This is a genomic window from Microbacterium sp. A93, from assembly GCF_051842835.1.
Map to the genome: position 1 here is coordinate 257,935 of NZ_JBPXMT010000006.1, position 25,206 is coordinate 283,140.

Here is a 25,206-nt window from a genome sequence, read left to right on the forward strand (position 1 = left end):
GTTTAGGGGCGCCGGTCCGGGGCCCGCGTGCTGCGCCCCGGCCGGTGACCCGCCACGGCGGCCCGGAGTGAACCCGATGCCCGGCCGCCGCGGCCGGTTCGGTCACGGCCGTCAGCCCGACCGCCCTCAGCTCCACCGTTGGTTCCGCCGCCAGCACCGTCGTTCTCGCCCTCACGGCCGATCGGCAGCAGCTTCAGCAGCGGGTGCAGCACCGCCAGGACCAGCAGGCCCCACGCCAGCCCGACGACGGCCGAGCACAGGGTGTTCACCAGCCAGCCGAGGAAGTCGCCCACCGCCGGAAGCGTCGCCACGGGAGCCTCCAGGGCATGGACCAGGTCGTACGGGCCGTGCAGCCCGAGTTCGGCGGCCTGCTGCAGCAGGATATGCCCACCCACCCACAGCATGGCGACCGTGCCGACCAGGGTGATGGCGGCCAGGACCTTCGGCATGGCCTTCACGAGGGTCTCGCCGAACCGCCGAGTGCCGTCTCCGGCGCCCTCTTTCTGCGCGAGGTGCAGGCCGACGTCGTCCATCTTGACGATCAGCGCGACAGCACCGTACACGAGGACGGTGATGGCAATGGCCACCACCCCGAGGATGATGGCGCGGAGCCAGATGGATTCGCCGGACACCTCGTTCAGGGAGATCACCATGATCTCGCAGGACAGGATGAAGTCGGTGGTGATGGCCCCCTTGATCACTTTGTCCTCGGCCTCCGGACCCTTCTCGGAGGCGGGGGCCTGCGTCTCGGCGTGGTGGCCGCGGAGCTTGTGCCAGACCTTCTCGGCGCCCTCGTAGGCCAGATAGGTGCCGCCGAGGACCAGGATCCAGGGGATGAGCCACGGGATGAACGAGCTGATCAGCAGCAGGGCGGGCAGGATGATCAGCAGCTTGTTCCGCAGCGATCCCCAGAAGATCCTCTTGATCATCGGCAGCTCGCGGGAGGGGTCGGCGCCGGAGATGTACTGCGGGGTGACGGCCGCGTCGTCGATGACCACGCCCACGGCCTTGGTCCCTGCCTTGGCCGCGCCCGCCGCGATGTCGTCCACCGAGGCCGCGGCTATGCGGGCCAGGGCGGCGACGTCGTCCAGCAGGGCGACGAGCCCGCCGCTCACCGGGTGCCCCTCAGGGTGGCGCGCCTCGGGGGCGCGGGGCTGGGCTGGATCTCGCGGTGGTCGCGCGTGCTCGGCATGGTCAGAGTGTACGACGGCGGCGGCGCACCTGCCGCAGCGGGCTCGGGTGCCGCGGGGGTACCAGGCCCCGTAGACGCCTTGTGTGCTGAGTCGATTAGACGTCCCGGCGGATGAGCTCCTGAAGCGGCACGGGGGAGAGGAGATAGGGGGCGACCTCCAGGACGGTGAACGCGCCGCTCTGTCCGGAGGCCTTCAACCGGGCGGCCGCCCGACCGTAGGCCACCTGGGAGGCGGCGGTGAAGTCCGGATTGCTGCCCAGCTCGAGGGCGAACTCGATCGAGCTGCGGGATCCGCCGAGGTCGCCGGAGGTGATGACGTGACCGCCGTGGGGCATGCCCCGGTGGTCCCGCTCGAACTCCTCCTCGGAGATGAAGCGCACGGTGGTGGAGTACGGGGCGAAGTAGTCCGGCATGGTGGTGATGGCCTCGGTGATGGCGGCGTGATCGGACTCATCCGCCACCACGTAGCACTCGCGGACATGGGCGGAGGCACCGGTGATCTCGGCGCCGCGGCCGGCCTTGGCCTCCGCGATCGCGTCCTCGCTCGGGATCGTGTACTGCACGCCCCGCTGCACGCCCGGAACCCGGCGCACGGCATCGGAGTGGCCCTGGGACAGGCCCTTGCCCCAGAACGTGTTCTGCTGGGCGTCGGGGAACAGCGCATCGGCCAGCGTGCGGTTGACGGAGAACAGGCCCGGGTCCCAGCCCGTGGAGACCATCGCCACGTGTCCGCCGGCGCGGGCCGCCTCACCCATGGCGGCGTAGTGCTCGGGGACCAGTTTGTGGTTGTCGTACGTGTCCACGGTGGTGAAGTGCCGGGCATATCCCGTGGCCTGCTCCGGGATGTCCGTGGCGCTGCCGAGGCACAGGAACAGCACGTCCACCTCGGTCGCATGCTCTGCCGCCGAGGCCGCCGGGAAGACCGGGGTGTCTGTGTCCAGCTCGGTGCGCCGGGAGAAGATCCCCACCAGCTCCATGTCCGGCTGAGCGCGGACCAGCTTCTCCACGCTGCGGCCGAGGTTGCCGTAGCCGACGATGGCGGCCCGGATGGTCGAGGTCGAGGTCGAGGTGGCGGACGGAGTGGCGGACGGAGCGGTCATGGGGAGGGTCCTCTTTCTGCTGACGGACTCAGGGTGAGATGCCGAGGGGGCCGCACGCACCGTTCGGTGCAGACGGACCCCCTCATCGTAGGCGTGGTAGGCGTGCCACCGGAGATCAGGCGGTCTCACGCAGGCTGCGGCAGCGTCTCCTGGAGATCCGTGGACCCGAGGGTCACCTTGGACGAGTCGTCCGCGCATCTGCTGGCCGCGGTGTCCATGGCGGTCTGGCGTTCCGGCTGGGACCTGTGGGCCGGCCGTGGTGGCGGATCTGGTCGCGGGGACATGCCGGGCCGGGTCCCGTGGCCTACCGCGGCGCGTGGGCGGCCGTGTGCGGCATGGTGGAATGAGTGCGTCACGTGGGGCGTTGGATCTTGGTAGAATCAGTACACGGTGCCACGGGACCACCGGTCCCCACCGACCCGGCTCTTGCAGCCAGTCGGTCCCCGGCGCCGAGCATCCGCTTCCATGGACGCGAAACCGGTCGAGGACTTCCCATGGAGATTTCCGGGAGGTCTTTTCTCATGTCCACCAACGCGCCCTGCCCCACTGACGCCCAGCATTCGGCTCTGGGTCACACCGCGAAGCCCGAGGTCGCCGACGCCACTCCGGCGGCCCCCGCCGCCCGCGAGGTTCCGAAGACTCCGGAGGTTCCGATGGCGCCGGGTGGCCGCCCGGCCCTGGTCGGCCGCCGCGTCTTCCGGACCCCGATGGTCCGCCGAGTGGTCTACGCGGTCATCTTCGAGGCCTTCGCCATCCTGTTCGCCACGCTCATCCTGACCCTGATGGGCAATCCGCCCACCGCCAGCGCCGCCGTCGGGGTGGTGTCCTCCGTGGTGGCCCTGATCTGGAACATGGTGTTCAACACCCTCTTCGAGCGGTGGGAGCGTCGCTCCGGCCACACCGGCCGTCCGCTTTGGGTGCGCCTGATGCACACCGTGTTGTTCGAGGCGGGCCTGCTGGTGTTCCTGATACCGGCCGTGGCCCTACTGCTGCAGGTCGGACTGTGGGAGGCCTTCCTCTACGAGGCGGTGCTGCTGGTCTTCTTCCTGATCTACAACGCCGTGTACGCCTGGTGCTTCGACCGGGTCTTCGGCCTGCCGGACTCCGCCCAGTAGCCTCCACCGCTGGCCCCACCGTTTTGAGGGCAGAACGAACCGGTTCGTTCTGCCCTCAAAGCGAAGGATCAGGCGGCTGGCAGTCCAAGGAATTCCCGGATGGCCGGCAGCTCCCGGCGGGCCTGGGCCAGCCCCAACTCGTGGGAGGCGGCGAGCTTGGCCACGTCCTTCTCCCCGTTGGCGACCGGCATGGTCTCGGGGACGAACAGGTAGGCCCGGCCCCGGCGTTCGAGGTCGAACAGCCGCTCCCGGGTGGCGTTGTAGCGCTGCCAGCGGGTGATCAACGCCTGGGCGATGGCCGGGTGCCGGCGGAAGTAGCGCAGATAGAACCGGGGGAACCGTTCGGGGCCTTTGACGTAGTCGCGTTCACGGGTCAGGACCACCAGGAACTTCTCGAAACCGGCATCCTCTGCCACGGAGAGTGGGATGCCGCCGTCCGGGCCCAAGGCTCCGTCCACGTAGGTCCGGCCGTCCAGATGCACCGGCGGCATCAGCACGGGCATGGTGCTGGAGGCCCGGACCCGCACCATCAGGTCCGTCATCTCCTGGACATCCTCGCGCCCCCACCACACGGCCTCTCCGGACTCTGCGTCGAAGGCACCCAGCCGCAGGTCCGCGGGATTGGCCTGGAACCGGTCCCACGGGTAGGGCAGGGCCTGGTCCGGAAGCCCGGTCTCCTCGTAGATGTACCGGGCGTTGAACAGCCCGTCGCCGCGCAGGAACGTCTTCCAATTGCCGAACTTCGGATCGGCGGCGAAGTCCACGAAGGAGTGCCGGGCTCGCCAGGGGTCCCGCGCCAGGTAGTTGGCGGAGTTGGATGATCCGGCGGAGATGCCGGCCACGAAGTCCAGGTGGATCCCGGCCTCCAACAGGGCCACCACCATGGCCGAGGTGTAGGAGGCGCGCATTCCGCCGCCCTCGAAGAGTAGGGCGGCGTCCGTGACATTGCTGTGCAGTTCCACTGTGCCAGCCTAAGCGGCTAGGTTGGAGCGCATGGCAACTACCGCATTCAAGTCCACCCCCGTCAACACCGTTGGAGAGCTGCCCTCGGTGGGCTCGCCCGCGCCGGCATTCGAACTCACCGGGTCCGATCTGTCCCCGGTCACCCTCGAATCCCTGAGTGGCCGCACCGTGGTGCTGAACATCTTCCCCTCCATGGACACCGGCGTGTGCGCGCAGTCCGTGCGGAAGTTCAACGAGGCCGCCGCCGATCTGCAGAACACCACCGTGGTGGCCGTCTCGGCCGACCTGCCGTTCGCGGCCGGCCGCTTCTGCAGCGCCGAGGGGATCGACCATGTCACCACCGGTTCGGTCTTCCGCTCGACCTTCGGCGAGGACTACGGCGTGAGCCAGGCCGATGGCCCCATGGTCGGCCTGCTGGCACGCGCCGTCATCGTGATCGATCCGCAGGGCACCGTGACCTACACCGAACTGGTTCCGGAGATCACCACCGAGCCGGACTACGAGTCCGCGTTGGCCGCCGTCCGCGGCTGATCAACCCTCCGAGCCACCCGAGAACCGGAACACCGTGAACGACCCCGACAACCCGCGGGACCCCGACCGCACTGCGGACGGGGTCCCGCCCTTTCCTCAGCGGCCGCCCGCCGTCGGGCCGATCTACGGAACCTCAGAGGGCGGGTGGCCGCCACAGCAGTACTGGCATTCTCACCAGTCGGATCAGTCGGATCAGTCGGATCAGTCGGATCAGTCGGATCAGTCGGATCAGTCGGGTCAGCACGGTCAGGCGGGTCAGCCGGTTCAGCTGGCGTGGCCGGGACCAGCGGGCCCGCCACGCCCGCACCGCCCCCGGCGACGTCGGAGCGTCGCCTACCGCATGATCATCGCCGTGGGGTTCCTGGCCGGGGCCGTCCTCGCCGGGGGCGTCGGCCTGGTGGTGTTCGACAAGATCCAGGACATCGTGGCGAGCCAGGAGAAGGGGCCCGCCCTCCCGGCCACGGGCGGCGTGCCGCTCGGCGAGGCACTGCAGCACAGCCACGACGGCATCCAGGTGGACTGGGACGCCGGCCCGGTGCCGGACGAGGCGGGACTCGATCAGGGCAGCCGGGTCCAGGACGCCCCGGGGGTCATCCTGGTGGACACCCTGCTGATGAACGGCCGGGGCACCGGCACCGGTGTCGTGCTGACGGGTGCCGGTCTGGCCATCACCAACTACCACGTCGTCGAGGACGCTTCGGATGTCACCGTGACGGTGGCGGACACCGGCGAGGCCTACACGGCCACCGTCCTGGGCCGCGATTCGCTGCATGACGTGGCCGTGCTCCAGATCGAGGACGCCCCCTCCCTGGCGACGGCGTCCATCAACACCGATCCCCCGGATCGCGGGGAGCGTTCGGCCGCGGTCGGCAACGGAGGCGGCCAGGGGTATCTCACGGCGGTCACCGGCGAGGTGACAGGACTGGACGAGTCCATCGTGGCGTCCTCCGGAGTCCCGGATGACATGTCCCGCCTGGCGGGGCTGATCGAGACCACCGCTGACGTGGTCCCCGGTTACTCGGGCGGACCCCTGGTGGATGGCGACGGCCAGATCGTCGGTATCACCACGGCGGCCTCCCAGGGGGAGACTGCCGAGGAGGTGAACGGGTACGCGATCCCCGTGACCATCGCGCTGGCTGTCGTGGAGCAGGTGGTTTCCGGCGAGGAGACGGATACCGTGAGCATCGGGGTGGACGGGGCTTTGGGCGTCGTGGTCCGCAGTGAGGGGGGCCAAGCCGTGATCATCGAGGTGACACCCGGATCCTCGGCCGAACAGCTCGGTCTGCGGGAGGGCGACGTGGTGCGGGCCGTCGACGGTCAGGCTGTCACCAGTGCCACCGAGCTCTCCGAGATCGTCAACGACCACAATGTCGGCGAGGTCATCGAGGTGGAATGGACCACCACGTCCGGCGAGGAGAAGTCCGGCGAGGCCACCCTCCAGGAGGCCGTGGTCTACTGACGCGCGGCGATCTCGTCGTCCACGAAGACCCGTCCAGACACGCGGAGCCCGGCCAGGCCCATCAGCACCCCGGAGCAGGCCAGCAGGATCAGGACGGGCGTCCAGGAGCCGGTGGCCGCATGGATCAGGCCCACGCCGAAGGGTCCGAGGGCGGCCACGAGGTAGCCGTAGGGCTGGACGAAGCCGGACAACCGCGCGGTGACGTGGGGTGATCTGCTGCGGGCGGGGATCAGGGCAATGGCCGTCGGGAAGGCGAAGCCCCCCAGGCCCAGCAGGACGGCCCACAGCAGTCCGGCCTCGGCCGGGGCCAGGAGCATCCCCACCCAGCCGGAGGTGGTCATCGCTCCGAAGCCGATCATCCACGGCGCCAGAGTCCGGGACCGGTCGATCACGGTCGGCATGACCAGCCCGCCGATCACACCCAGGGCGGCGACCACGGAGAGCAGGCCGCCGGCCAGGTTGGGCTCCAGTCCGGCGTCGCGGTACATCTGGGGCAGCCAGCCGAACTGGACGTACGCATTCATGGACTGCAGGCCGAACAACAGCATGAGGAACACGGCGGTCGGCGAGGTCCGCAGCGGCCGGTCCGGCAAGGCCTGGGGCGGTGCCCCCGGGAAGTCGTGCCCGGTCCGGCGGGCCACCACCAGCCACAGGACCAGGGGGACCACGGCGACCAGCCCCCAGAAGCCGAGTGACCAGCGCCAGCCGTCGGCAGGGATGGACACCGTGGAACCGGCCACCTCGGCCAGCGGCGCGGCCAGGCCGGATCCGGCGGAACCGCCGACCGTCAGGAACATGCTGTACAGCGTCATCAGGGCGACCGTGCGGGTGCCGCCGTGCCGCTTGATCCATGCCGGGACGAGCACGTTGCCGACGGCCATGCCGGCCAGTGCCAGGGCCGTCAGCGGTACGAAGACCCAGAAGGAGTCGGCCACGGGGCGCAGCAGCAGACCGAGGACCACGATGATCAGGCTGAGCGCGATACTCAGGGACAGCCCGGCCCGGCGGCCGAGGCTGACCGCCACGAACCCGACCAGCCCGAACAGGAGCCCCGGCAGGGCGGTGATGATCCCGGCGACCGAGCCGTCGATGCCCAGCGAGGCGGAGATCTCCGCCAGCACCGGACCCAGCGCCGTGGCCCCGGGCCGCAGGGAGAAGGCGATGAAGACGACCGCGGCCACGGCCAACCCGAACCCGATGGTCCGAGCGGCGGTCCGGGAGCGGAGGGGACTGCTGGCTGAGCCGCTGGACGGGGCGCTGGCGGCGGGTTCGGGGGCGGCGCCCGGGTCAGTGGTCATACACCAGTTCTACCCTCTCGCCATAGGTATGGCGTCCCCGGCCCGTCCCCAACACGTCATCAGAGGGTGGAGAACAGCAGCAGGGAGATCGCCATGACGGCCATCCCGGCCACCAGCCCGTACATCGCCAGGTGGTGCTTGCCATACTCGCGGGCGGTGGGCAGCAGCTCGTCCAGGGAGATGAACACCATGATGCCGGCCACCAGGGCGAAGGTGGTGCCGAGCGTGAAATCGTTCATGAAGGGCATCAGCAACGCGAAGCCGATCAACGCGCCGGCCGGTTCGGCCAGCCCGGACAGGAAGGACCAGCGCACGGCCTTGCGCCGCGATCCGGTGGCCTCGCGGATCGGGACGGCCACGGCCACCCCCTCGGGGATGTTGTGCAGGGCGATCGCCAGGGCCACGGGCAGTGCCACCTGCAGGTCCGTCAGCCCGGCGATGAACGTGGCGAAGCCCTCGGGGAAATTGTGGATGCCGATGGCCACGGCGGTGACGGTGCCGGTCCGCATCATGCGCGCGCGCTTCACGGCGGCCGCCGGATGGTGCACCAGCCCCGGCTCGTGGGGGTTGATCTGCTCGGGAACCAGCCGGTCGATCACGCCGATGACCAGGACGCCGGCGAAGAAGGCGGCGACGGCGGCCCACGGCCCGGTCATCGGCCCGGCAGCGTCCGTCAGGGAGGACAGCGCCTTGGGCATGATCTCCATGAAGGAGACGTAGAGCATGACACCGGCCGAGAATCCCAGGGAGACGGACAGGAACGGTCCGGAGGTGCGGCGCGGAAGCACCGAGATCAGACCGCCGATGCCGGTGCTGAGTCCAGCCAGTACCGTCAGCCCGAGGGCCAGCCAGAAGTTTTCCACGTCCCGAGTGTAGGGGCGGGTACGGGGGGAGTGAGCCTGACTCGCGGTTCACTACGCTGGGGTCCCATGAGCACGACGTCGGCCACCTCCTTCCCCGCCTGGCAGCCGGTTCTGGAGATGGCGGCCTCGCGGCAGGCCGCGGTCCAGCTCACGGTGGTGCATCGCGGTCAGGTGGTGTTGGACGGCGCGTCCGGCTGCACGCCGGATGCACTGGGCTGGTTGTTCTCCGCGTCCAAGCCGTTCACCTCCCTGTTGGTCCACCGCCTGGCCGGCCGGGGACTACTCGATCTGGACGCTGCCGTGGCCGCGTACTGGCCCGCCTACGGCACGGGCGGCCGCGGCTCCAAGTCCGGCACCACGCTGCGGGACGTCCTGACCCACCGCACCGCCGTCCCCACGGCAGGCCCGTACCCGGCCGCGGTCCTGACCATGCACCGCGCCGAGCCCTCGGCTGTGCGGGTGGCGCGTGGCCGGCGTCGTGGGCGGCGGTATGCGGGGGTCTCCGCGTATCAGCCGCTGGACTCCGGGTTCATCCTGGCCGAGGTGGCGCGCCGGGCCGCCGGTCGTGGCGCGGAGGGCTGGGCGGAGTTGCTGCGCCGGGAGGTGTTGGACCCGGCGGGGATGGATGATGTACACCCCGGGGTTCCGGACGCCGAGATGCACCGGTGCCTGCCCCTGGACGGGTCCTGGCGGGCCGGGCCGGGCGGGCCCGTGGTCGCCGCCGTGCTGAACCGCCGCGCCGTGCGTCAGGCCCGCATCCCCGCAGCCGGGATCTCCACCACCGCCCGGCAGCTCGCCCGGTTCTACGCGGAGCTGCTGCACTGCCCGGAACGGGCCGCACTGTGTGCGCCGAGCTCGGACGGGGGCCGGGACGCCTGGACGCGCCTGCCGACCCGTTGGGGGACCGGGGTGCAGCTGGGCGGCACGGGGGACGGGTGCCCGTTTGGCGCCACCAGCACGGAGCGGACCTTCGGACACAACGGTTCGGATGTGTGCCTCGGGTGGGCCGACCCCGACCTGGACCTGGCCGTGGGGATGGTCACGGACCGCGCCAGCGGACATCCGGCGGACCGGAAGCTGATGGCCCGAGTCTCGGACCTGATCCGGGCCACGGCCCTGTCAGTCGGGGCACCGTGAGGGTCCTCATCACGGTCTCATCCAGCGCTCATGGACGTCTCATTCCGGGCCTGCAGGATATTCACAGGAACTTCAAAGGACGGAAGCAGTCTTCATGCTGAACCAGACACCGCACCACAGCGCACGCCCCAGCGGCGGGCGACGGGCCGTCGTCGTGGGCTCCGGGCCCAACGGGCTCACCGCCGCCGCCGTGCTGGCCCGCGCCGGCTGGGAGGTGGAGGTCTACGAGCGGCACCACGCCTACGGCGGGGCGAGCGCGTCCTCGGACCTGTTGGGCCCGGGCACCATCGTTGACCTAGGTGCGGCAGGGCATTCCTTCGGGGTCGCCAGTCCCGTGTTCCGGGACCTGGACCTGGCCTCCCACGGGCTGGAATGGGCGCATCCGGAGTATCCGATGGCCCACCCCTTGGACGGCCGGCCCGCCGCGGTGCTGCATGACTCGATGGAGGCCACCGTGGCCGGGCTCGGCGCCGACGCCGCGGCCTGGAGAGCCCTGCATGCGCCCCTGGTCGGCGACGTCGACGCCCACCTGGCCAACATCCTCGGCCCCTCGCTCGTGCGATGGCCCCCGCACCCGGTGAGTATGGCCCGCTTCGGGATGCGGGCGCTCTGGCCCTCCGGGGCACTGGGCCGGGCCCTGTTCCGGGAGGAACCGGCCCGGGCCCTGTTCGCCGGGTCCTCCATCCACGCCGTCCTGCCTCCCTCGCACCTGCTGACCTCGGCCTTCGGGCTGATCTTCGGCGCACTCGGCATGACCCGGGGCTGGCCGGTGGCCCGTGGGGGATCCCAGGCGATCGCCGACGCCCTGGTGTCCGTCCTCCGCTCCCACGGCGGCCGCATCCACCTGAACCATGAGGTCACGGACCTCGGCGAGTTCGCCGGAGCGGACGCGATCCTGCTCGATGTCACCCCGCGCCAGCTCCTCGGGCTGAAAGGCACCGACCTGACCGACCGCTATGCCGGTCACCTGAAGCGCTGGAAATACGGCACGGGCGTCTCCAAGGTCGACTTCCTGCTGGACGGGCCGGTCCCGTGGACGGATTCCCGGGTCGGCGGCGCCGGCACCGTGCACGTGGGCGGTTCCCTGGCCGAGATGGAGCACGCCGAGCGCGAGGCGAAGGCCGGCCGCATGCCGGAGAAGCCCTTCGTGATGGTCTGCCAGCAGCAGGGCGCGGACCCCTCCCGCGCCACCGGCCAGGCCGCGGGGAAGACCGTGCTGTGGACCTATGCCCACGTCCCCGGTGGTCATGACGACCCGGTCGACGGGGCGATCAAGGCCCAGATCGAACGGTTCGCCCCCGGTTTCAGGGACCGGATCGTGCACCAGGTGGCCACCCCGCCCTCGGCCCTTGAATCCTGGAACCCCAACCTCATCGGCGGAGACGTGGCCGGGGGATCCATGGGCGGGTTGCAGCAGATCCTGCGCCCCGCTCCCGTCCTCAGCCCGCACCGCACCTCCACGCCCGGGTTGTACCTCGCCTCCTCCTCCACGCCACCCGGCGGGGGAGTCCACGGCATGGCCGGCCTCCACGCCGCCCGCGCCGCCCTGGCCGATGCCGCCTCGCACCGAAGGACCACACTGTGAACACCGACCTCCCGCACCCCCACCTGGCCACGCACCTGGCCAGGAAGCTGTCCCCGCCCGCCACGGAACGCGACCTCTGGGCCCTCACGGCCGGCGTCGCCTTCGCCGCCGTGCTGCTCTCACCGGTGCGGCACTACTTCAACGGTCAGGACAAGAACGAGCGGGACTCCTTCCCGCTGTCCACATACCCGATGTTCTCGGATGACCGCAAGGACCGCACGCGCATTCCGCACGTGGCCGGATTCACCGCCGACGGCCGGCGGATCACCCCGCACTACAGCCACTTCGGGGCCGGCGGCCTGAACCAGGTCCGCAAGCAGATCACCCGGATGGTCCGCCAGGGCCGCGGCGTGGAGATCGCCCAGCGCTACGCCGACGCCCTCGCCGAACAGCAGCGGCGCCCTGCGGCCACCGGGCCGGGACCAGGTGCGCTGCGGCGGCGGAGGGAGGCGGACATCGTCCGTGTGGAGGTGGTGCGCTCGCGGTACTTCTTCGACACCTACTACGCCGGCAACACCATCCCGCAGATGGAGACCGTCCATGCCCGGGCCGAGGTGGGCGGCTCCGCCGTGGCCGTCTCGCAGACGCGCCGCGACGTGGACCAGGACCCGCAAGGCCCTCCCACCGGTCCCATGGCACGCTCCGAACTCGGCAACATCCCACCGCGGCCCGTGGGCCACGGGAACACCCCCGGCCACTACCTCACCGAGAACACCGTCCAGGCCGCACCCGAGGACTCGGGCGTGTCTGTCGCGGGGGCCGCAGCAGTGTCCGCAGAAGTGTCCGCATCCGTGACCGCACCCGTGTCCGCACCCGAGCAGGAGGCCGTCCGATGACCGGCGCCGATTCCGTTGTCCCGTCCCTTCCGGCATTTCCGTCGTTCCAGTCGCCGGTGTTCCAGGCGGTGGTGGATCACCTGAGGCCGGCGGCCCAGCCGATCCGCCCGGCCGTACTGCGCGTGGCGACGGGCGTGTTCTCCGCGGTCCACAACATCAGGCGCCGCCCGATGTTCCGGAAACTCCACGCCCAGGACGCCTCCCATTTCACGCCGGTAGGCGTGGTCAAGGTCCTCTCCAAGCCCCTACCGCCGCGGCTTGCGGACGGGATCTTCGATGCGGCGCAGATCGTGAACCTCGCCGCGACGCTGGGAGTGGGACACCGGGTCACGGGCCCGCTCAATGCGGCGCTTCAGCTCTGGACCATCAGCTACCGCAACTCCTGGACCATGCTGCTGCACAGCGACAACATGATGACCCTGCACCAGATGGTCCTGGGGGTCACCCGGTCCGCGGACGCCCTCAGCGTGGATGCACTGTTGCGGGAGGGAACCCTCTTCCCCCAGCGGTATGAGCGGTCCTACGGGGCCGTCCCCACCGCCCTGAACGTGGTCACCGTGGTCGTGTACTTCATCTCCGGGATGGCCAAGGTCCGCGGCCCGCTGGGCCTGAAGTGGGCGGGGGGAGACGTCCTGCGGGGCCAGATCGCGGTGGACGGGATGCGCAAGGACCTTTTCGGCTCCGCCAAACCGGCGGCCGGGACGGCGCTCTACCAGCAGAAGGAGCTGTTCACCGTCATGGCGGCGCTCTCCCTGGCCGTCGAGCTGGGGGCGCCCCTGTCCCTGGTCAACCGTCGGCTGGGTCAGCTGTTCGCCCTCGGGGCGTGGGGGATGCACGTCGGGATCCGCATCGTGATGGGCATCAAGTTCAAGTACAACGTCTCCGGGGTGTCCTACCTGCCCTATTTCCCCATGGGTCCCCAACTGCCCCGCTGAGCCGTCTGAGAACTTTGAGGGCAGAACGAACCGGTTCGTTCTGCCCTCAAAGTTCTCTCGCTAGGTCGTGCAGGAGTCGTGGGGAAGTCGTGAAGGGACCGCTGAATAAGCGGAAAACCGCAGGTCGTGATGTGAAACGTCCATTTCGTGACTTCCGTCGACGTCGAGGCGATCTCCTGTAACAGCCCGGAAACACGGGGTTTTCGGGGAGACCCCGAGAGGTTACGGGATAGTAACGATTGGCTCCGAACCACACTATTCAATGTTGCTTTCGTATGTTGCGAGGCTATTCTCGTGCACACCTTGTGGTGTTGCTCACCCTCTGGTGCCACTCCGGGAAATCGGATCGGCACCGGCATCGGACCGGCCCTCCCACCCCATATCCGGGTCGGATCGGGAGCACTCCACGTCTCGCACCTGTTTGAATGGAGACGCTTTGATGAAGTACACAAAGCTTTCTGCCGCTGCTGCCCTGTTGGCCAGCTCGGCACTTGTCATGACCGCCTGTGCACCGGGCGGCCCGGCCGAGAACAACGAATCCGAAGAATCCGCTGCCGGGGGCAGCAACGGTGAGGTCATGACCGGGGACAACGGGCAGAAGCTCACCGTCGAACCGGCCGACACGGGCAAGGCCGACCTCGGCGAGATCGAGACCCAGGACGGCTCCATCGCCTACTCCGTGGGCGAGGACGAGTTCATCTCCTACAACTCGATGACCCCGGAGACCTACTCCAGCTACAACAGCGCCATCACCGAGCGGATGATCTCCACGTTCGCCTACTTCGGCACGGACGGCGAGATCTACCAGAACGAGGAATACGGGACCTACGAGAAGGTCGCGGACGACCCGCTCCAGGTGAAGTACACCATCAACGAGGACGCCGTCTGGTCCGATGGCACCCCGGTCACCGCGGCCGACTACATCCTCAAGTGGGGCGTCGAGAACCCCCGCATCTCCACCGGGGAGGGCGAGGAGGCCACGCCGCTGTTCAACGCGGTGTCGCACACCTTCGGCGAGTACGTCCCGGAGGCTCCGGAGGGAGCGGCGGACGGCAAGGAATTCACCATCACCTTCGATGAGCCCTACGCCGACTGGCCGATCATGGTGGACACGGCCCAGCCGGCCCACGTGGTCGCCGAACAGTCCGGCATGGGCATGGAGGCCATGATCGAGGCCGTGCAGAACGAGGACGCCGAGGCGCTGGCGCCGGCCGCAGAGTTCTGGAACACCGGCTGGAACACCTCGCCGGGCGAGCTGCCCGCCGAGGAGCTCGCACCCTCCAACGGTCAGTACAAGTTCAAGAGCTGGGAGCCCGGCCAGTCCATCACCCTGGAGGCCAACGAGGAGTACTGGGGTACCCCGGCAGCCACCCAGGAACTGGTCATCCGCTTCGCCGCCCCCGAGACGCACGTCCAGGCCTTGCAGAACGGTGACCTCAACGTCATCGAACCGCAGGCCACCGTGGACACCCTCGAGCAGCTGGAGGGACTCGGCGACCAGATCGTCATCCAGCAGGCCTCCTCGCTGACCTGGGAGCACCTGGACTTCAACTTCATGGAGGAGTCGGTCTTCTCCGACAGCCCCGAACTGCGTGAGGCCTTCGCCCTGTGCGTGCCGCGCCAGAACATCGTGGACAACCTGATCAAGCCGCTGAACCCGGACGCGACCGTGATGAACGCCCGCGAGGTCTTCCCGTTCCAGGAGAGCTACCAGGAGGTCGTGGACGCGGCCTATGACGGCCAGTACGACGAAGTGGACATCGAGCAGGCCACGCAGCTGGTCGAGGAGTCCGGGGAGACCGAACTGGACGTCCGGATCGGTTACAGCCAGCCGAACCAGCGCCGCACCGAGACCGTGGCCATGATCAAGTCCTCCTGTGACGAGGCGGGCTTCAACGTGATCGACGCCGGTCACGCGGACTTCTTCGGTGTGGTCCAGCCGGCCGGTGACTGGGAAGTGGCACTGTTCGCCTGGGCCGGCTCCGGGCAGATCGCCTCGGGCCGGAACATCTACCACTCCACCGGCGCGCAGAACTACAGCGAGTTCTCGAACGACGAGGTCGACGCCGCGTGGGACGCCCTCGCCGGATCCGTTGACCCGGCCGTCCACGCCGAGCAGGTGAAGCTCATCGAGCGGGGGCTGTGGGAGAACCTCCACGGCATCCCGCTGTACGCCCACCCGGGGCTCGTCGCCCACTCGGCCGACGTCGCCAATGTGCGCAACACCGCCACCCAGTCGGGCGCCGTGTGGAACGCGGAACAGTGGGTCCGTGTCGAGTGATCGCGTGAGCTGATCAGTCCACCGGTCATCCGGTGCTGAACCGCGGAACCAGTGGGGGCCTGGCCTAACCGGCCAGGCCCCCACTCGGTCCCCGGCAGATCTCACCTGAGACCTCGGTGTCCTCCTGAGGCCGCCGTCGGTCCAGGCCGACGTCCTCGATCCCCTGGCACGGAAGGCAACGTTCTGTTGTGCTGAAATTCATCCTCCGCCGCTTCGGCAGCTCATTCCTCGTCCTCCTCGGGGCGTCTCTGTTGCTCTATGTGCTCACCATCAACTCCGGCGACCCCCTCAAGGACCTGCGCGAGTCCAATGCGGACAACCGCGAGTACCTGATGGACCAGCGCGTCGAGTTCATGGGCCTCGACGAGCCCTGGTACGTGCGGTACTGGGAGTGGCTGACCGGCGTCGGCCAGTGCGTCATCGGCCAATGTGACCTCGGCACCAACCGGTCCGGCCAGCAGGTCATCGACCTGCTGGGGCTAGCTGCATCCTCGACCCTCCGACTGGTCGTCCTGGCCACCGTGATCGCCATGGTCTTCGGCATCCTCATCGGCATCCTGACGGCCATCCGCCAGTACTCCGGACTGGACTACGCCGTCACGTTCCTGACCTTCCTGTTCTTCTCCCTGCCGGTCTTCTGGGCCGCCGTGCTCCTCAAGGAGTACCTGGCCATCGGCTTCAACGACTGGCTCGTCAATCCTGACCCCGGTTTCTCCTGGCCCACGATCGTCGTGGTCGGCCTGGTGCTGGGCCTGGCCCTGCAGGCCGTCCTGGCCGGCAACGCCCGACGCCGGCTCTTCACCTTCCTCGGCGCCTTCGCCTTCACCTGTGCAGTCCTTCCCTACATGGACTGGTTGAACTTCGCCCGCTATCCCCAGCTCGGACCGGTGGTGATCACCCTGGTCGGTGTCTCTGCGGCCGTCGGCGCCACCGTCCTGGGGGCCGGCCTGAAGAACCGCCGGGTCCTCTACGCCGGTCTCGTCACGGCCGGGTTGGGACTGGTGGCCTACTACGCCACCTACAACCTGCTGTGGGATCCGAACTGGCTGATCATCCTCATCCTCGCCGTGGTGGCGATCGGCGTCGCCGTCCTCGTCGGACGCCTGATGGGCGGCTACTCCAAGGGCGCGGCCACCGTGGTCACCCTCTTCACCGCCGTCATCATGGGCGGGTTGATCATCGTGGAGCACCTGTTCCGGGCCTGGCCCTCCTACCTGGATGCCGTGGGCCGGCCCATCGCCACCATCGGCTCGCAGACCCCGAACTTCACCGGCACTTTCTGGGAGGACTTCCTGGACAAGGGCACCCAGCTGCTGCTGCCCACCATCCTGCTGGCGTTGATCTCCCTGGCCAGCTACTCGCGCTACACCCGCGCGTCCATGCTCGAGGTCAGCCAGCAGGACTACATCCGCACGGCGCGGGCCAAGGGCCTGAACGAACGGCAGGTCATCCTCAAGCACGCCTTCCGCAACTCCCTGATCCCCATCACCACGATCATGGCGTTCGACTTCGCCAGCCTGATCGGCGGGGCCGTCATCACCGAGCAGGTCTTCGGCTGGCAGGGGATGGGCAACCTGTTCCGGGTCGGACTGGAGCAGGTGGACCCGGCACCCGTCATGGCCTTCTTCCTGGTCACCGGGACCGCAGCAGTCCTCTTCAACCTCCTGGCGGACATCTTGTACGCCGTCCTCGACCCCCGGATTCGAGTGTGAGCCCGATGACTACCCCGAGCAACGAGGGTGGCCCCTCCCAGCAGGCCGTGGACATGGCCAACCTGGCCGAGGTCGAGGACGCCAAGCTGCGCCAGCAGACCGGCACGTCCTACAGCCAGGGACAGCTGGTCCTGCGCCGGTTCCGCAACCACAAGGCCGCGATGGCCTCCGCCGTCTTCCTGCTGCTGATCTTCCTGGTCGCCTTCAGCTCCATCGGCTTCGCCGGCATCCCCGGCTGGTGGGACAAGTCCTACACGGCGGCCGGTGCCGTGGTGGACGGCGGCAATCCGACCCTCTCGGTGGTCCCCCAGTGGCTGGGGGGCGAGGGCCTCCGCTGGGGCGAACACCCCTTCGGTCAGGACACCACCGGCAAGGACTACTTCGCCCTGGTCATGCGAGGCACCCAGCAGTCCCTGATCATCGCCCTCGTGGTGGGCGTCGTCTCCACCGTGATCGGTTCCGTGGTCGGCTCCATCGCCGGGTACTTCCGCGGCTGGATCGACTCGCTGCTGATGCGCCTGACCGACCTGGTCATCGTCATCCCGCTGCTGGTGCTGGCCGCCGTCCTCGGGCAGATGTCCTCAGAACTCGGGGCCGGCATCCTCCCGCTGGCGCTGGTGCTCGGACTCGTCACGTGGACCTCGCTGGCCCGCCTGGTCCGCGGTGAGGTCCTCTCCCTGCGGGAGAAGGAGTTCGTGGCCGCGTCCGTGGCCATGGGCGCCAGACCCGGACGGGTGATCCTGCGGCACCTGTTGCCCAACACGGTCGGCGTGATCGTGGTCAACGCGACCTTCGCGATCGCCGCCGCCATCCTGCTGGAGACGTCCCTGTCCTTCCTCGGCTTCGGGGTGAAGCCGCCGGACTCCTCCCTCGGACTGCTCATCAGCCAGTACCAGAACGCCTTCACCACGCGGCCGTGGCTGTTCTGGTGGCCGGGCATGATCATCCTCGGCATCGCCCTGTCCGTGAACTTCATCGGTGACGGCCTGCGGGATGCCTTCGACCCCCGGCAGGGGTCCCGCGGCAAGAAGAAGTCGTCCGTCGCCGCGGTCCTCGGACTGCGGGGACGCGAGAAGGCCCTGGACCGGGCGGCCACGGAGTCGCCGGCCGGTCCCGGCGGGCTCGACGTCCAGAGCGGCGGATCGGGCCGGCTGGGCAGCGACGACACACCGGAGGGGCCCCTGAAGCGGCGTCGCCGGGACCGGAACGAGGAAGAGGACGAGCGATGAGCATCTTCGGACGCAAGAGGGACCAGTCCCGTGAGAGCGACGAAGCCGGCCGGCCCGGCACCCCAGTCAAGGGCACCGCAGGAGCCGGGCGGCCGACGTCGGACCCCTCGCCGGTCACCGGATCGCTGAGCCTGGTCCAGCGGCACCCGGACCTGGACGGCAGGCCGATCCTGTCCTTCCAGGACGTCTCGGTCACCTTCGGCACCGAGTTCGGTGACGTGGAGGCTGTCAAGGGCGTGAGCTTCGACGTCAAGCCCGGTGAAGTGGTGGCCCTGGTGGGCGAATCAGGATCCGGCAAGTCCGTGACCTCGGCCACGGCCATGGGGCTACTCCCAGCCAATGCCAGGGTCTCCGGGACCGTGATGCTGGGCGAACGGAACGTCACCCAGCTGGACAGCAGTGGGCTGCGCAAGATCCGCGGCCGCCACGCCGCCATGGTGTTCCAGGAGCCCATGACCGCGTTGAACCCCGTGCTGACCGTGGGGGACCAGCTCACCGAATCCCTCAACGTGCACGACATCGCCTACGGCACCGAGGCGGACCGTCGGGCGGCGGAGCTGCTGGAGATGGTGGGCATCCCGGACGCCAAGAACCGGCTCAAGCAGTATCCGCACCAGTTCTCCGGCGGTCAGCGCCAGCGCATCGTCATCGCCATGGCGATCAGCTGTTCACCCGAGGTGATCATCGCGGACGAGCCGACCACCGCCCTGGACGTGACCGTGCAGGCGGAGATCCTGGAGCTGCTGCGCTCGCTGAAGGACCAGCTGAACACCGGCATCCTGCTCATCACCCACAACATGGGCGTGGTGGCGGACATGGCCGACCGCGTGTGCGTGATGCTGCGCGGCGAACTGGTGGAATCCGGTGAGGTCCACCAGGTGATGCAACATCCGCAGCACCCCTACACGGAGCGCCTGCTCGGCTCCGTGCCGCGCCTGGGCGCCGAGCTGACGGTGACGGAGCCGGCCTCGGAACCCGCGGAGGAGGCCTCCGCCCAGGAAACGGGCACTTTCGCGATTGAGGCCCAGAAGCTCAGCATCGAGTACGACCACCGCGGCAAGAAGAACCGTGTGGTCCATGACATCGACTTCCAGGTGGCATCGGGGGAGATCCTCGGGCTTGTGGGGGAGTCCGGATCCGGCAAGTCCACCATCGCCAAGGCCGTCCTGGGGCTGCTGCCCGTGGCGTCCGGATCCCTGAAGATCCATGGCAAGGACCTACCCAGCCTGGCGGGACGGGAGGCCCGCGCCCTGCGCCGGCGGATCGGCGTGGTCTTCCAGGATCCGGCGTCCTCGCTGGATCCGCGCTTCCCGATCGGTGACATCATCACCGAGCCGATGGTCATCCACAAGGTCGGCAACCGGAAGTCGCAGCTGGACCGCGCCTACGAGCTGCTGGACGCGGTCAAGCTGCCGCGTTCCGTGGTCAACCGGTTCCCGCACGAGCTCTCGGGCGGTCAGCGCCAGCGCATCTCCATCGCCCGCGCATTGACCCTGGACCCGGAGGTGCTGATCGCGGACGAGCCGACCTCCGCCCTGGACGTCTCTGTGCAGGCGGCCGTGCTGGACATGTTCGCCGAGCTGCAGTCCCGCTACGAGTTCGCCTGCCTGTTCGTCTCGCATGACCTGGCCGTGGTGGACATGCTGGCCCACCGTGTGCTCGTGCTCAAGGACGGCCGCCAGGTGGAGCAGGGGCCCACCCAGGAGGTGCTGCACCACCCCACGCAGGAGTACACCAAGCGTCTGCTCGCCGCCGCCCCCGTGCCGGATCCGGATGAGCAGCTCACCAAGCGCACCGAGCGCCGGCGGTTCCTGGAGTCGCTGGGCGAGCGCGCCTACTGACATCCGCGGCCTCCGGTCTGGGCGGATGTGTGGGCGGATGGCCGGGCGAAAGTGACCCGGCCCCCACCGTTGTGACATGGTGGGGTCACTCTGCGCTGGTGGGCGGGCCGTGATGGTGCTGTGGACGGGGTGGATCCGGCGATTGCCGGTGTCCCGTACAATCGGACGGGGCCCTTGACGGTAGCCGTCCGCGCCACCGAGCCCCCAACCAGCACGCCGCCCTCTATGAACAGGCACCCCTATGACTGAAGCCCTTACCCAGCGCACCGACCTCCGCAATGTCGCCATCGTGGCCCACGTGGACCACGGCAAGACCACCATGGTGGATGCGATGCTGCGCCAGGGCGGAGCCTTCTCCAGCCACGGTGAGGTGGCGGACCGGGTGATGGACTCCGGCGAGCTGGAGCGTGAGAAGGGCATCACCATCCTGGCCAAGAACACCACCGTGTTCTACTCCGGCCCCTCCGCCGCCGCCCACGGCGTGGAGAGCGTCACCTTCAACGTCATCGACACCCCCGGCCACGCCGACTTCGGCGGCGAGGTCGAGCGCGGCCTGTCCATGGTGGACGGCGTGGTGCTGCTGGTGGACTCCTCCGAGGGCCCGCTGCCGCAGACCCGCTTCGTGCTCCGCAAGGCCCTGGCCGCCAACCTGCCCGTGATCCTCGTGGTCAACAAGACCGACCGCCCGGACGCCCGCATCGACGGCGTGGTCTCGGACTCCATGGACCTGCTGCTCGGCCTGGCCTCGGACCTGGCCGAGGAGGTCGAGGACCTGGACCTGGACTCCGTGCTGAACCTGCCCATCGTCTACGCCTCCGGCAAGGCCGGCCGGGCCTCCCTGACGCAGCCGGCCGATGGCGCGCTCCCGGACAGCGAAGACCTCGAGCCGCTGTTCGCGACCATCATGGATCACATCCCCGCCCCGACCTACACCGAGGGCGAGGTCCTGCAGGCGCACGTCACCAACCTGGACGCCTCCCCGTTCCTCGGCCGCCTGGCCCTGCTGCGCATCTTCAACGGCACCCTGAAGAAGGGTCAGCAGGTGGCCTGGGCCCGCCAGGACGGCCAGCTCAAGACCGTGAAGATCACCGAGCTGCTCGGCACCAAGGGCCTGTCCCGTGAGGCTATCGAATCGGCTGGCCCGGGCGAGATCGTGGCCGTGGCCGGCATCGAGGACATCATGATCGGTGAGACCCTCACCGACGTGGAGAACCCGAAGCCGCTGCCGTTGATCACCGTGGACGATCCGGCGATCTCCATGACCATCGGCATCAACACCTCTCCGCTGGCCGGCCGCGTGAAGAACGCCAAGGTCACCGCCCGGCAGGTCAAGGACCGTCTCGATGCCGAGCTCATCGGCAATGTCTCGCTCAAGGTCCTGCCGACCGAGCGCCCGGACGCCTGGGAGGTCCAGGGCCGTGGCGAACTCGCCCTGGCCATCCTGGTGGAGCAGATGCGCCGCGAGGGCTTCGAGCTGACCGTGGGCAAGCCGCAGGTGGTCACCCGGACCATCGACGGAAAGCTCCACGAGCCGATGGAGCTGATGACCATTGACACCCCCGAGGAGTTCATGGGCCCCATCACGCAGCTGCTGGCCGCCCGCAAGGGACGTATGACGGAGATGAAGAACCACGGCACCGGCTGGATCCGCATGGAGTTCAACGTGCCCGCCCGTGGCCTGATCGGCTTCCGCACCCAGTTCATGACGGACACCCGCGGTTCCGGCATCGCCTCGTCGTACGCCAACGGTTTCGAGCCCTGGGCCGGCCCCATCGAGTACCGGGACAAGGGTTCCCTGATGGCGGACCGCGCCGGCACCACCACGCCGTTCGCCATGATCAACCTGCAGGAGCGTGGCACGTTCTTCGTCCAGCCCGGGGCCGAGGTCTACGAGGGCATGATCGTCGGCGAGAACTCGCGCGCCGATGACATGGACGTGAACATCACCAAGGAGAAGAAGCTCACCAACATGCGTGCGGCCTCCTCCGACTCCTTCGAGGGCCTGACCCCGCCGAAGCGGCTCACCCTGGAGGAGTCCCTCGAGTTCGCCCGCGAGGATGAGTGCGTGGAGATCACCCCCGAGGAGATCCGCATCCGCAAGCTCATCCTGGACTCCAACGAGCGCCACAAGGCCGCCCGCGCGCGTGCCAAGTCCTGATGAACCCCACCAGGGCCGACGGCGGCCGGGCTGGGTCCCGGCGGCCGCCGCGGTCCTGGTGGGGGCCGGCGCCGCGGTCCTCGGCACCATCCTGCACCTGAACTTCACCTGGATCGGCGGGACCAGCACGGCCGATGGCGCGTGGATCCTGCCGTGGGGCGCGGTGCTGGCGCTGCTGCTCACCGGTTCCGCGCAGCTGTGGTGGACCCTGAAGTGCTCGGTCCCGTGGGCCGGGGGAGTGCTGGCGATCTCGGCCTTCACCACCGCCATGGTGCTGGGGAACTGGCCGGGACTGGACACCCTGGCCGTCGCGGCCAACGAGTACACGCTCGCGGTGGTCCCCGGGCCGGCGATCGCCGGCACCGTGTGGATCTGGGGAATCCCGCTCGTGGCGATCCTGACCATGCTCGCGGCACAGCCACTCCTGCGTCATCCCGTGGCGTCGGACTAGTCCAGGACCGGCAGGACTAGACTCAATGCCGGGTAGTCAAGGGCTCTCCCGACACATCTGTGGGTGACTAGAGCGTGCCGGAATGAGCGCATGCCGTTTCCTGCGTAGGTTTCTGAGCCGTCAAGGTTCTGTCCCCTCTGGTCTTGGTCGCCGCCCTCCGGTCCCGGGGACGCTGGAGTGCGGCCAACTGTCTACGGCATCTGGACGCGTTGCGTACCGGCCTCCGCTCGGCTGGACTCACTGCTGTCGGCTCACCGTGCTGTGCCCGGTTCGATCCTCCCTACAAGTCGCGGTTCATGCGTGGCAGCGAAATCGTCCTGAGCCTCGAAGACCCGAACTGACGAACCACGGTGTTCTAGTCCGATAGAAGTACGTCAGGCGCTTTGGGCCCGACCTACTTCTATGAACGGTTTGTCGGCTTCTCCGCGGATCAGGCCGTCTTGATCTCTTCAGGCTGCAAAGTCTGACCGCGTGTGCGGAGGTAACTGGCGATCGCCAGGCGGTTGATCGCCGACCGGCTCACGATGCCCACAGGGCGACCATCCTCGCCGTTGACCACCGGCACCTTCTTGAGCCGCGCGTCCGACAGCGCAGAGACGGCATCGGCGACCGATGCGCCCGCCGGGATGGTGACGACATCGCGGGTGGCCAGCCTCATGACACTCAGGTTCGCCAGATCGGACATGGCCTGTTCGAGGTCGTCCTCAGCACCGATCGCATAGGAGTAGATCGAGGTCGAGGACGGATGGGCGGCAGACAAATAGCGCATGACATCACCGTCGGAGAGGAAGCCTGCCAACGATCCCTTTTCGTTGAGGATCGGCGCGCCCGAGATGCCGCGTTCTGCGAAGGTCTGCATAGCGTCAAGCACCGTCTGGTCTGAGGACAGGGCGTAGACCTCGGACTTCATGATCGACTCGACGGTGTGCGCCGAGCTCTGAGCGGGCGCACCCGAGCGATGCGCTCGCACCGAACGGTACGCAAGGATGGCGAGGAGAATGCCGATGAGTGAGGTGACGACCACCAGGGCGGCCGCGCCGTGGAAGCCCGTGAGCATTGCCTCGCTCTCGTCGAGCCCGGCGCGTACGTTCGCGGATGTCAGTGCACCGTAGATGCCGGCGGCCAGCGAGGTGCCCACACAGCCGGCGATCTGGAAGCTGGTGGAGACCACCGTCACGCCGTGCGGACTGGTCTCCCGGTCGAGATGGGATAGTGCGAACGTCTGCGAAGGTCCGATGACGAACGCGGTAGCCAGCACTGCGGGGATGTAGAGCAGTCCCAGGACCGGGACCGATGCCTGTCCCGCAGCGACCGCCACCAACGTGACGAAGACCGCCATGATGAGGAATCCGAGCGGGATCGACCAACGACCTCCGCGGCGGTCGAAGAGACGACCGGCCAGCGGCCCCATCACGACGGTGAGAAGGATTCCCGGTGCCAGCGTGAGGGACGCACCCAGCGGCGTGATGTCGCGTGCACCCTGCAGGAACAACGGGATGATGACGTTCATCGCGAACACGAACACCAGCCCCAGCATGGTCATTAGCACGCCGAACACGAAAGCGGGATTGGAGAACGGCCGCAGGTCGAGCAGAGGATGCTCGATGCGACGCTGGCGGACGATGAACCGCCACATCGCGAACAGTCCGACGACGCCGGCGATGCCCGCGTAGAGGGGGGATCCCCCGAACGCCGCGGTGACCCCGTACAGGACGCCGACCAGGCCCACCGCGACAAGCATGAGCGACGGAATGTCCAGTACCGGGCGACCCAGGTCAGCAACGGTCCGCAGGATGATCGCACCGGCGAGCAGGACGATGAGGGTGAGAGCGGCGAAGACCCACATCAGAGTGGTCCACGGGGCGATGGTCAGCAGGACACCAGAGAGCACGATCGCCAGTGACGGCCCCAGGGTGGTCATCGCAGCCATGATGCCCATGTTGAGTCCGAGCTTCTCGCGCGGCGAGACGGCCAAGGTGATGTTCATGCCGATGGGGGTGAGCAGGCCCGTTCCGATGGCTTGCACCAGCCGTGCGACAAGGAGCACGCCGAAGGTCGGAGCGAAGGCTCCCACCACGGACCCGACCACCATCAGGGCCACGACGGCGACGAACAGCGGCCTCGTGGGGAACCGGTGGTAGAGGACGTTCGAGACCGGCACGAACACTGCGGCCACCAGCAGGTAGCCGGTGGTCAGCCACTGCACGGTGTTCACATCGACGCCGAAGTCTTCCATGATCGGCGTGAAGGCCACGTTGAGGAAGGTCTCGTTGAAGGTGGCAAGGAAGGCAGCGGCTGCTGCGACTGCGATCATCCCCCCGACACGTCTGTTGGCGGGTGGGCGAGAAGTTGAAGCGGGAATGCTGTCCGTGGGCGGGTTGGCATCCCGGTTGATGACATCGGTCATGGACTACCAGTACTTTCTTGGGCATCCCGGCTTCGGGGAGACCGGGGCGTGGGATAAGGGATGAAATGGGCGCACTCGGCCAAGGCAGAGGCCGACCGGGTTCGTGTCATAGT

General features: G+C 68.6%; 19 protein-coding genes. 13 read left to right on the forward strand and 6 right to left on the reverse strand.

The window, feature by feature from the left end; all coding sequences use genetic code 11:
* Positions 1–2: 2 nt before the first annotated feature.
* Positions 3–1,115 (reverse strand): DUF808 domain-containing protein, encoded by a 1,113-nt coding sequence (locus ACSU1G_RS16865; RefSeq protein ID WP_439281122.1) that lies wholly within the window; start codon positions 1,113–1,115, stop codon positions 3–5.
* A gap of 172 nt (positions 1,116–1,287) precedes the next feature.
* Positions 1,288–2,292 (reverse strand): diaminopimelate dehydrogenase, encoded by a 1,005-nt coding sequence (locus ACSU1G_RS16870; RefSeq protein WP_439281123.1) that lies wholly within the window; start codon positions 2,290–2,292, stop codon positions 1,288–1,290.
* 521 nt (positions 2,293–2,813) lie between these two features.
* On the opposite strand from ACSU1G_RS16870, the gene ACSU1G_RS16875 reads away from it, so the two are divergent.
* A complete protein-coding gene (locus tag ACSU1G_RS16875) occupies positions 2,814–3,407 on the forward strand; it encodes a PACE efflux transporter (RefSeq protein WP_439281124.1) in 594 nt (197 codons plus the stop codon).
* Between the two features lie 68 nt (positions 3,408–3,475).
* Here ACSU1G_RS16875 and ACSU1G_RS16880 read toward each other — a convergent pair whose 3' ends face one another.
* Positions 3,476–4,369: a patatin-like phospholipase family protein gene (locus ACSU1G_RS16880; protein ID WP_439281125.1), complete on the reverse strand. Its 894-nt coding sequence runs from the start codon at positions 4,367–4,369 to the stop codon at positions 3,476–3,478.
* 31 nt (positions 4,370–4,400) lie between these two features.
* On the opposite strand from ACSU1G_RS16880, the gene tpx reads away from it, so the two are divergent.
* Positions 4,401–4,901, forward strand: coding sequence for a thiol peroxidase (tpx, locus tag ACSU1G_RS16885; protein ID WP_439281126.1), 501 nt, complete (start codon positions 4,401–4,403; stop codon positions 4,899–4,901).
* Positions 4,902–5,241: 340 nt separating this feature from the next.
* The gene (locus ACSU1G_RS16890; RefSeq protein WP_439281127.1) at positions 5,242–6,360 is read left to right on the forward strand and encodes a S1C family serine protease; all 1,119 of its coding nucleotides are present in this window, start codon (positions 5,242–5,244) and stop codon (positions 6,358–6,360) included.
* Here the strand turns inward: ACSU1G_RS16890 and ACSU1G_RS16895 are convergent.
* Both ACSU1G_RS16895 and zupT read right to left on the reverse strand, forming a co-directional pair.
* Positions 6,354–7,658 (reverse strand): MFS transporter, encoded by a 1,305-nt coding sequence (locus ACSU1G_RS16895; RefSeq protein WP_439281128.1) that lies wholly within the window; start codon positions 7,656–7,658, stop codon positions 6,354–6,356. The two genes, ACSU1G_RS16890 and ACSU1G_RS16895, sit on opposite strands and share 7 nt — an antisense overlap.
* Before the next feature lie 59 nt (positions 7,659–7,717).
* A complete protein-coding gene (zupT, locus tag ACSU1G_RS16900) occupies positions 7,718–8,521 on the reverse strand; it encodes a zinc transporter ZupT (protein ID WP_439281129.1) in 804 nt (267 codons plus the stop codon).
* Between the two features lie 66 nt (positions 8,522–8,587).
* Between zupT and ACSU1G_RS16905 the strand changes: the two genes are divergently transcribed.
* The 10 genes from ACSU1G_RS16905 (at position 8,588) to ACSU1G_RS16950 (ending at position 22,686) form a co-directional block, all read left to right on the forward strand.
* Positions 8,588–9,658, forward strand: coding sequence for a serine hydrolase domain-containing protein (locus ACSU1G_RS16905; protein ID WP_439281130.1), 1,071 nt, complete (start codon positions 8,588–8,590; stop codon positions 9,656–9,658).
* A gap of 94 nt (positions 9,659–9,752) precedes the next feature.
* Positions 9,753–11,243, forward strand: coding sequence for a phytoene desaturase family protein (locus ACSU1G_RS16910; protein WP_439281131.1), 1,491 nt, complete (start codon positions 9,753–9,755; stop codon positions 11,241–11,243).
* A complete protein-coding gene (locus ACSU1G_RS16915; protein ID WP_439281132.1) occupies positions 11,240–12,079 on the forward strand; it encodes a hypothetical protein in 840 nt (279 codons plus the stop codon). Before ACSU1G_RS16910 ends, ACSU1G_RS16915 begins: the two co-directional genes overlap by 4 nt.
* Positions 12,076–13,014, forward strand: coding sequence for a hypothetical protein (locus ACSU1G_RS16920; RefSeq protein WP_439281133.1), 939 nt, complete (start codon positions 12,076–12,078; stop codon positions 13,012–13,014). The genes ACSU1G_RS16915 and ACSU1G_RS16920 overlap by 4 nt, the downstream gene beginning before the upstream one ends.
* Positions 13,015–13,453: 439 nt before the next feature.
* On the forward strand, positions 13,454–15,295 hold the full coding sequence (locus tag ACSU1G_RS16925) for an ABC transporter family substrate-binding protein (RefSeq protein WP_439281134.1): 1,842 nt from the start codon (positions 13,454–13,456) through the stop codon (positions 15,293–15,295).
* 188 nt (positions 15,296–15,483) lie between these two features.
* Complete coding sequence (locus ACSU1G_RS16930; protein ID WP_439281135.1) at positions 15,484–17,007, forward strand: ABC transporter permease; 1,524 nt, start codon at positions 15,484–15,486, stop codon at positions 17,005–17,007.
* 53 nt (positions 17,008–17,060) lie between these two features.
* The gene (locus ACSU1G_RS16935; protein WP_439281277.1) at positions 17,061–18,236 is read left to right on the forward strand and encodes an ABC transporter permease; all 1,176 of its coding nucleotides are present in this window, start codon (positions 17,061–17,063) and stop codon (positions 18,234–18,236) included.
* Positions 18,233–20,077: an ABC transporter ATP-binding protein gene (locus tag ACSU1G_RS16940; RefSeq protein ID WP_439281136.1), complete on the forward strand. Its 1,845-nt coding sequence runs from the start codon at positions 18,233–18,235 to the stop codon at positions 20,075–20,077. Before ACSU1G_RS16935 ends, ACSU1G_RS16940 begins: the two co-directional genes overlap by 4 nt.
* Positions 20,078–20,318: 241 nt before the next feature.
* Entirely contained in the window at positions 20,319–22,235 is a 1,917-nt protein-coding gene (typA, locus tag ACSU1G_RS16945) for a translational GTPase TypA (RefSeq protein ID WP_439281137.1), read from the forward strand.
* Positions 22,222–22,686 (forward strand): hypothetical protein, encoded by a 465-nt coding sequence (locus tag ACSU1G_RS16950; RefSeq protein ID WP_439281138.1) that lies wholly within the window; start codon positions 22,222–22,224, stop codon positions 22,684–22,686. Before typA ends, ACSU1G_RS16950 begins: the two co-directional genes overlap by 14 nt.
* Positions 22,687–23,116: 430 nt before the next feature.
* Here the strand turns inward: ACSU1G_RS16950 and ACSU1G_RS16955 are convergent, their stop codons facing one another.
* On the reverse strand, positions 23,117–25,000 hold the full coding sequence (locus ACSU1G_RS16955; protein ID WP_439281139.1) for an MFS transporter: 1,884 nt from the start codon (positions 24,998–25,000) through the stop codon (positions 23,117–23,119).
* Positions 25,001–25,206: the final 206 nt, after the last annotated feature.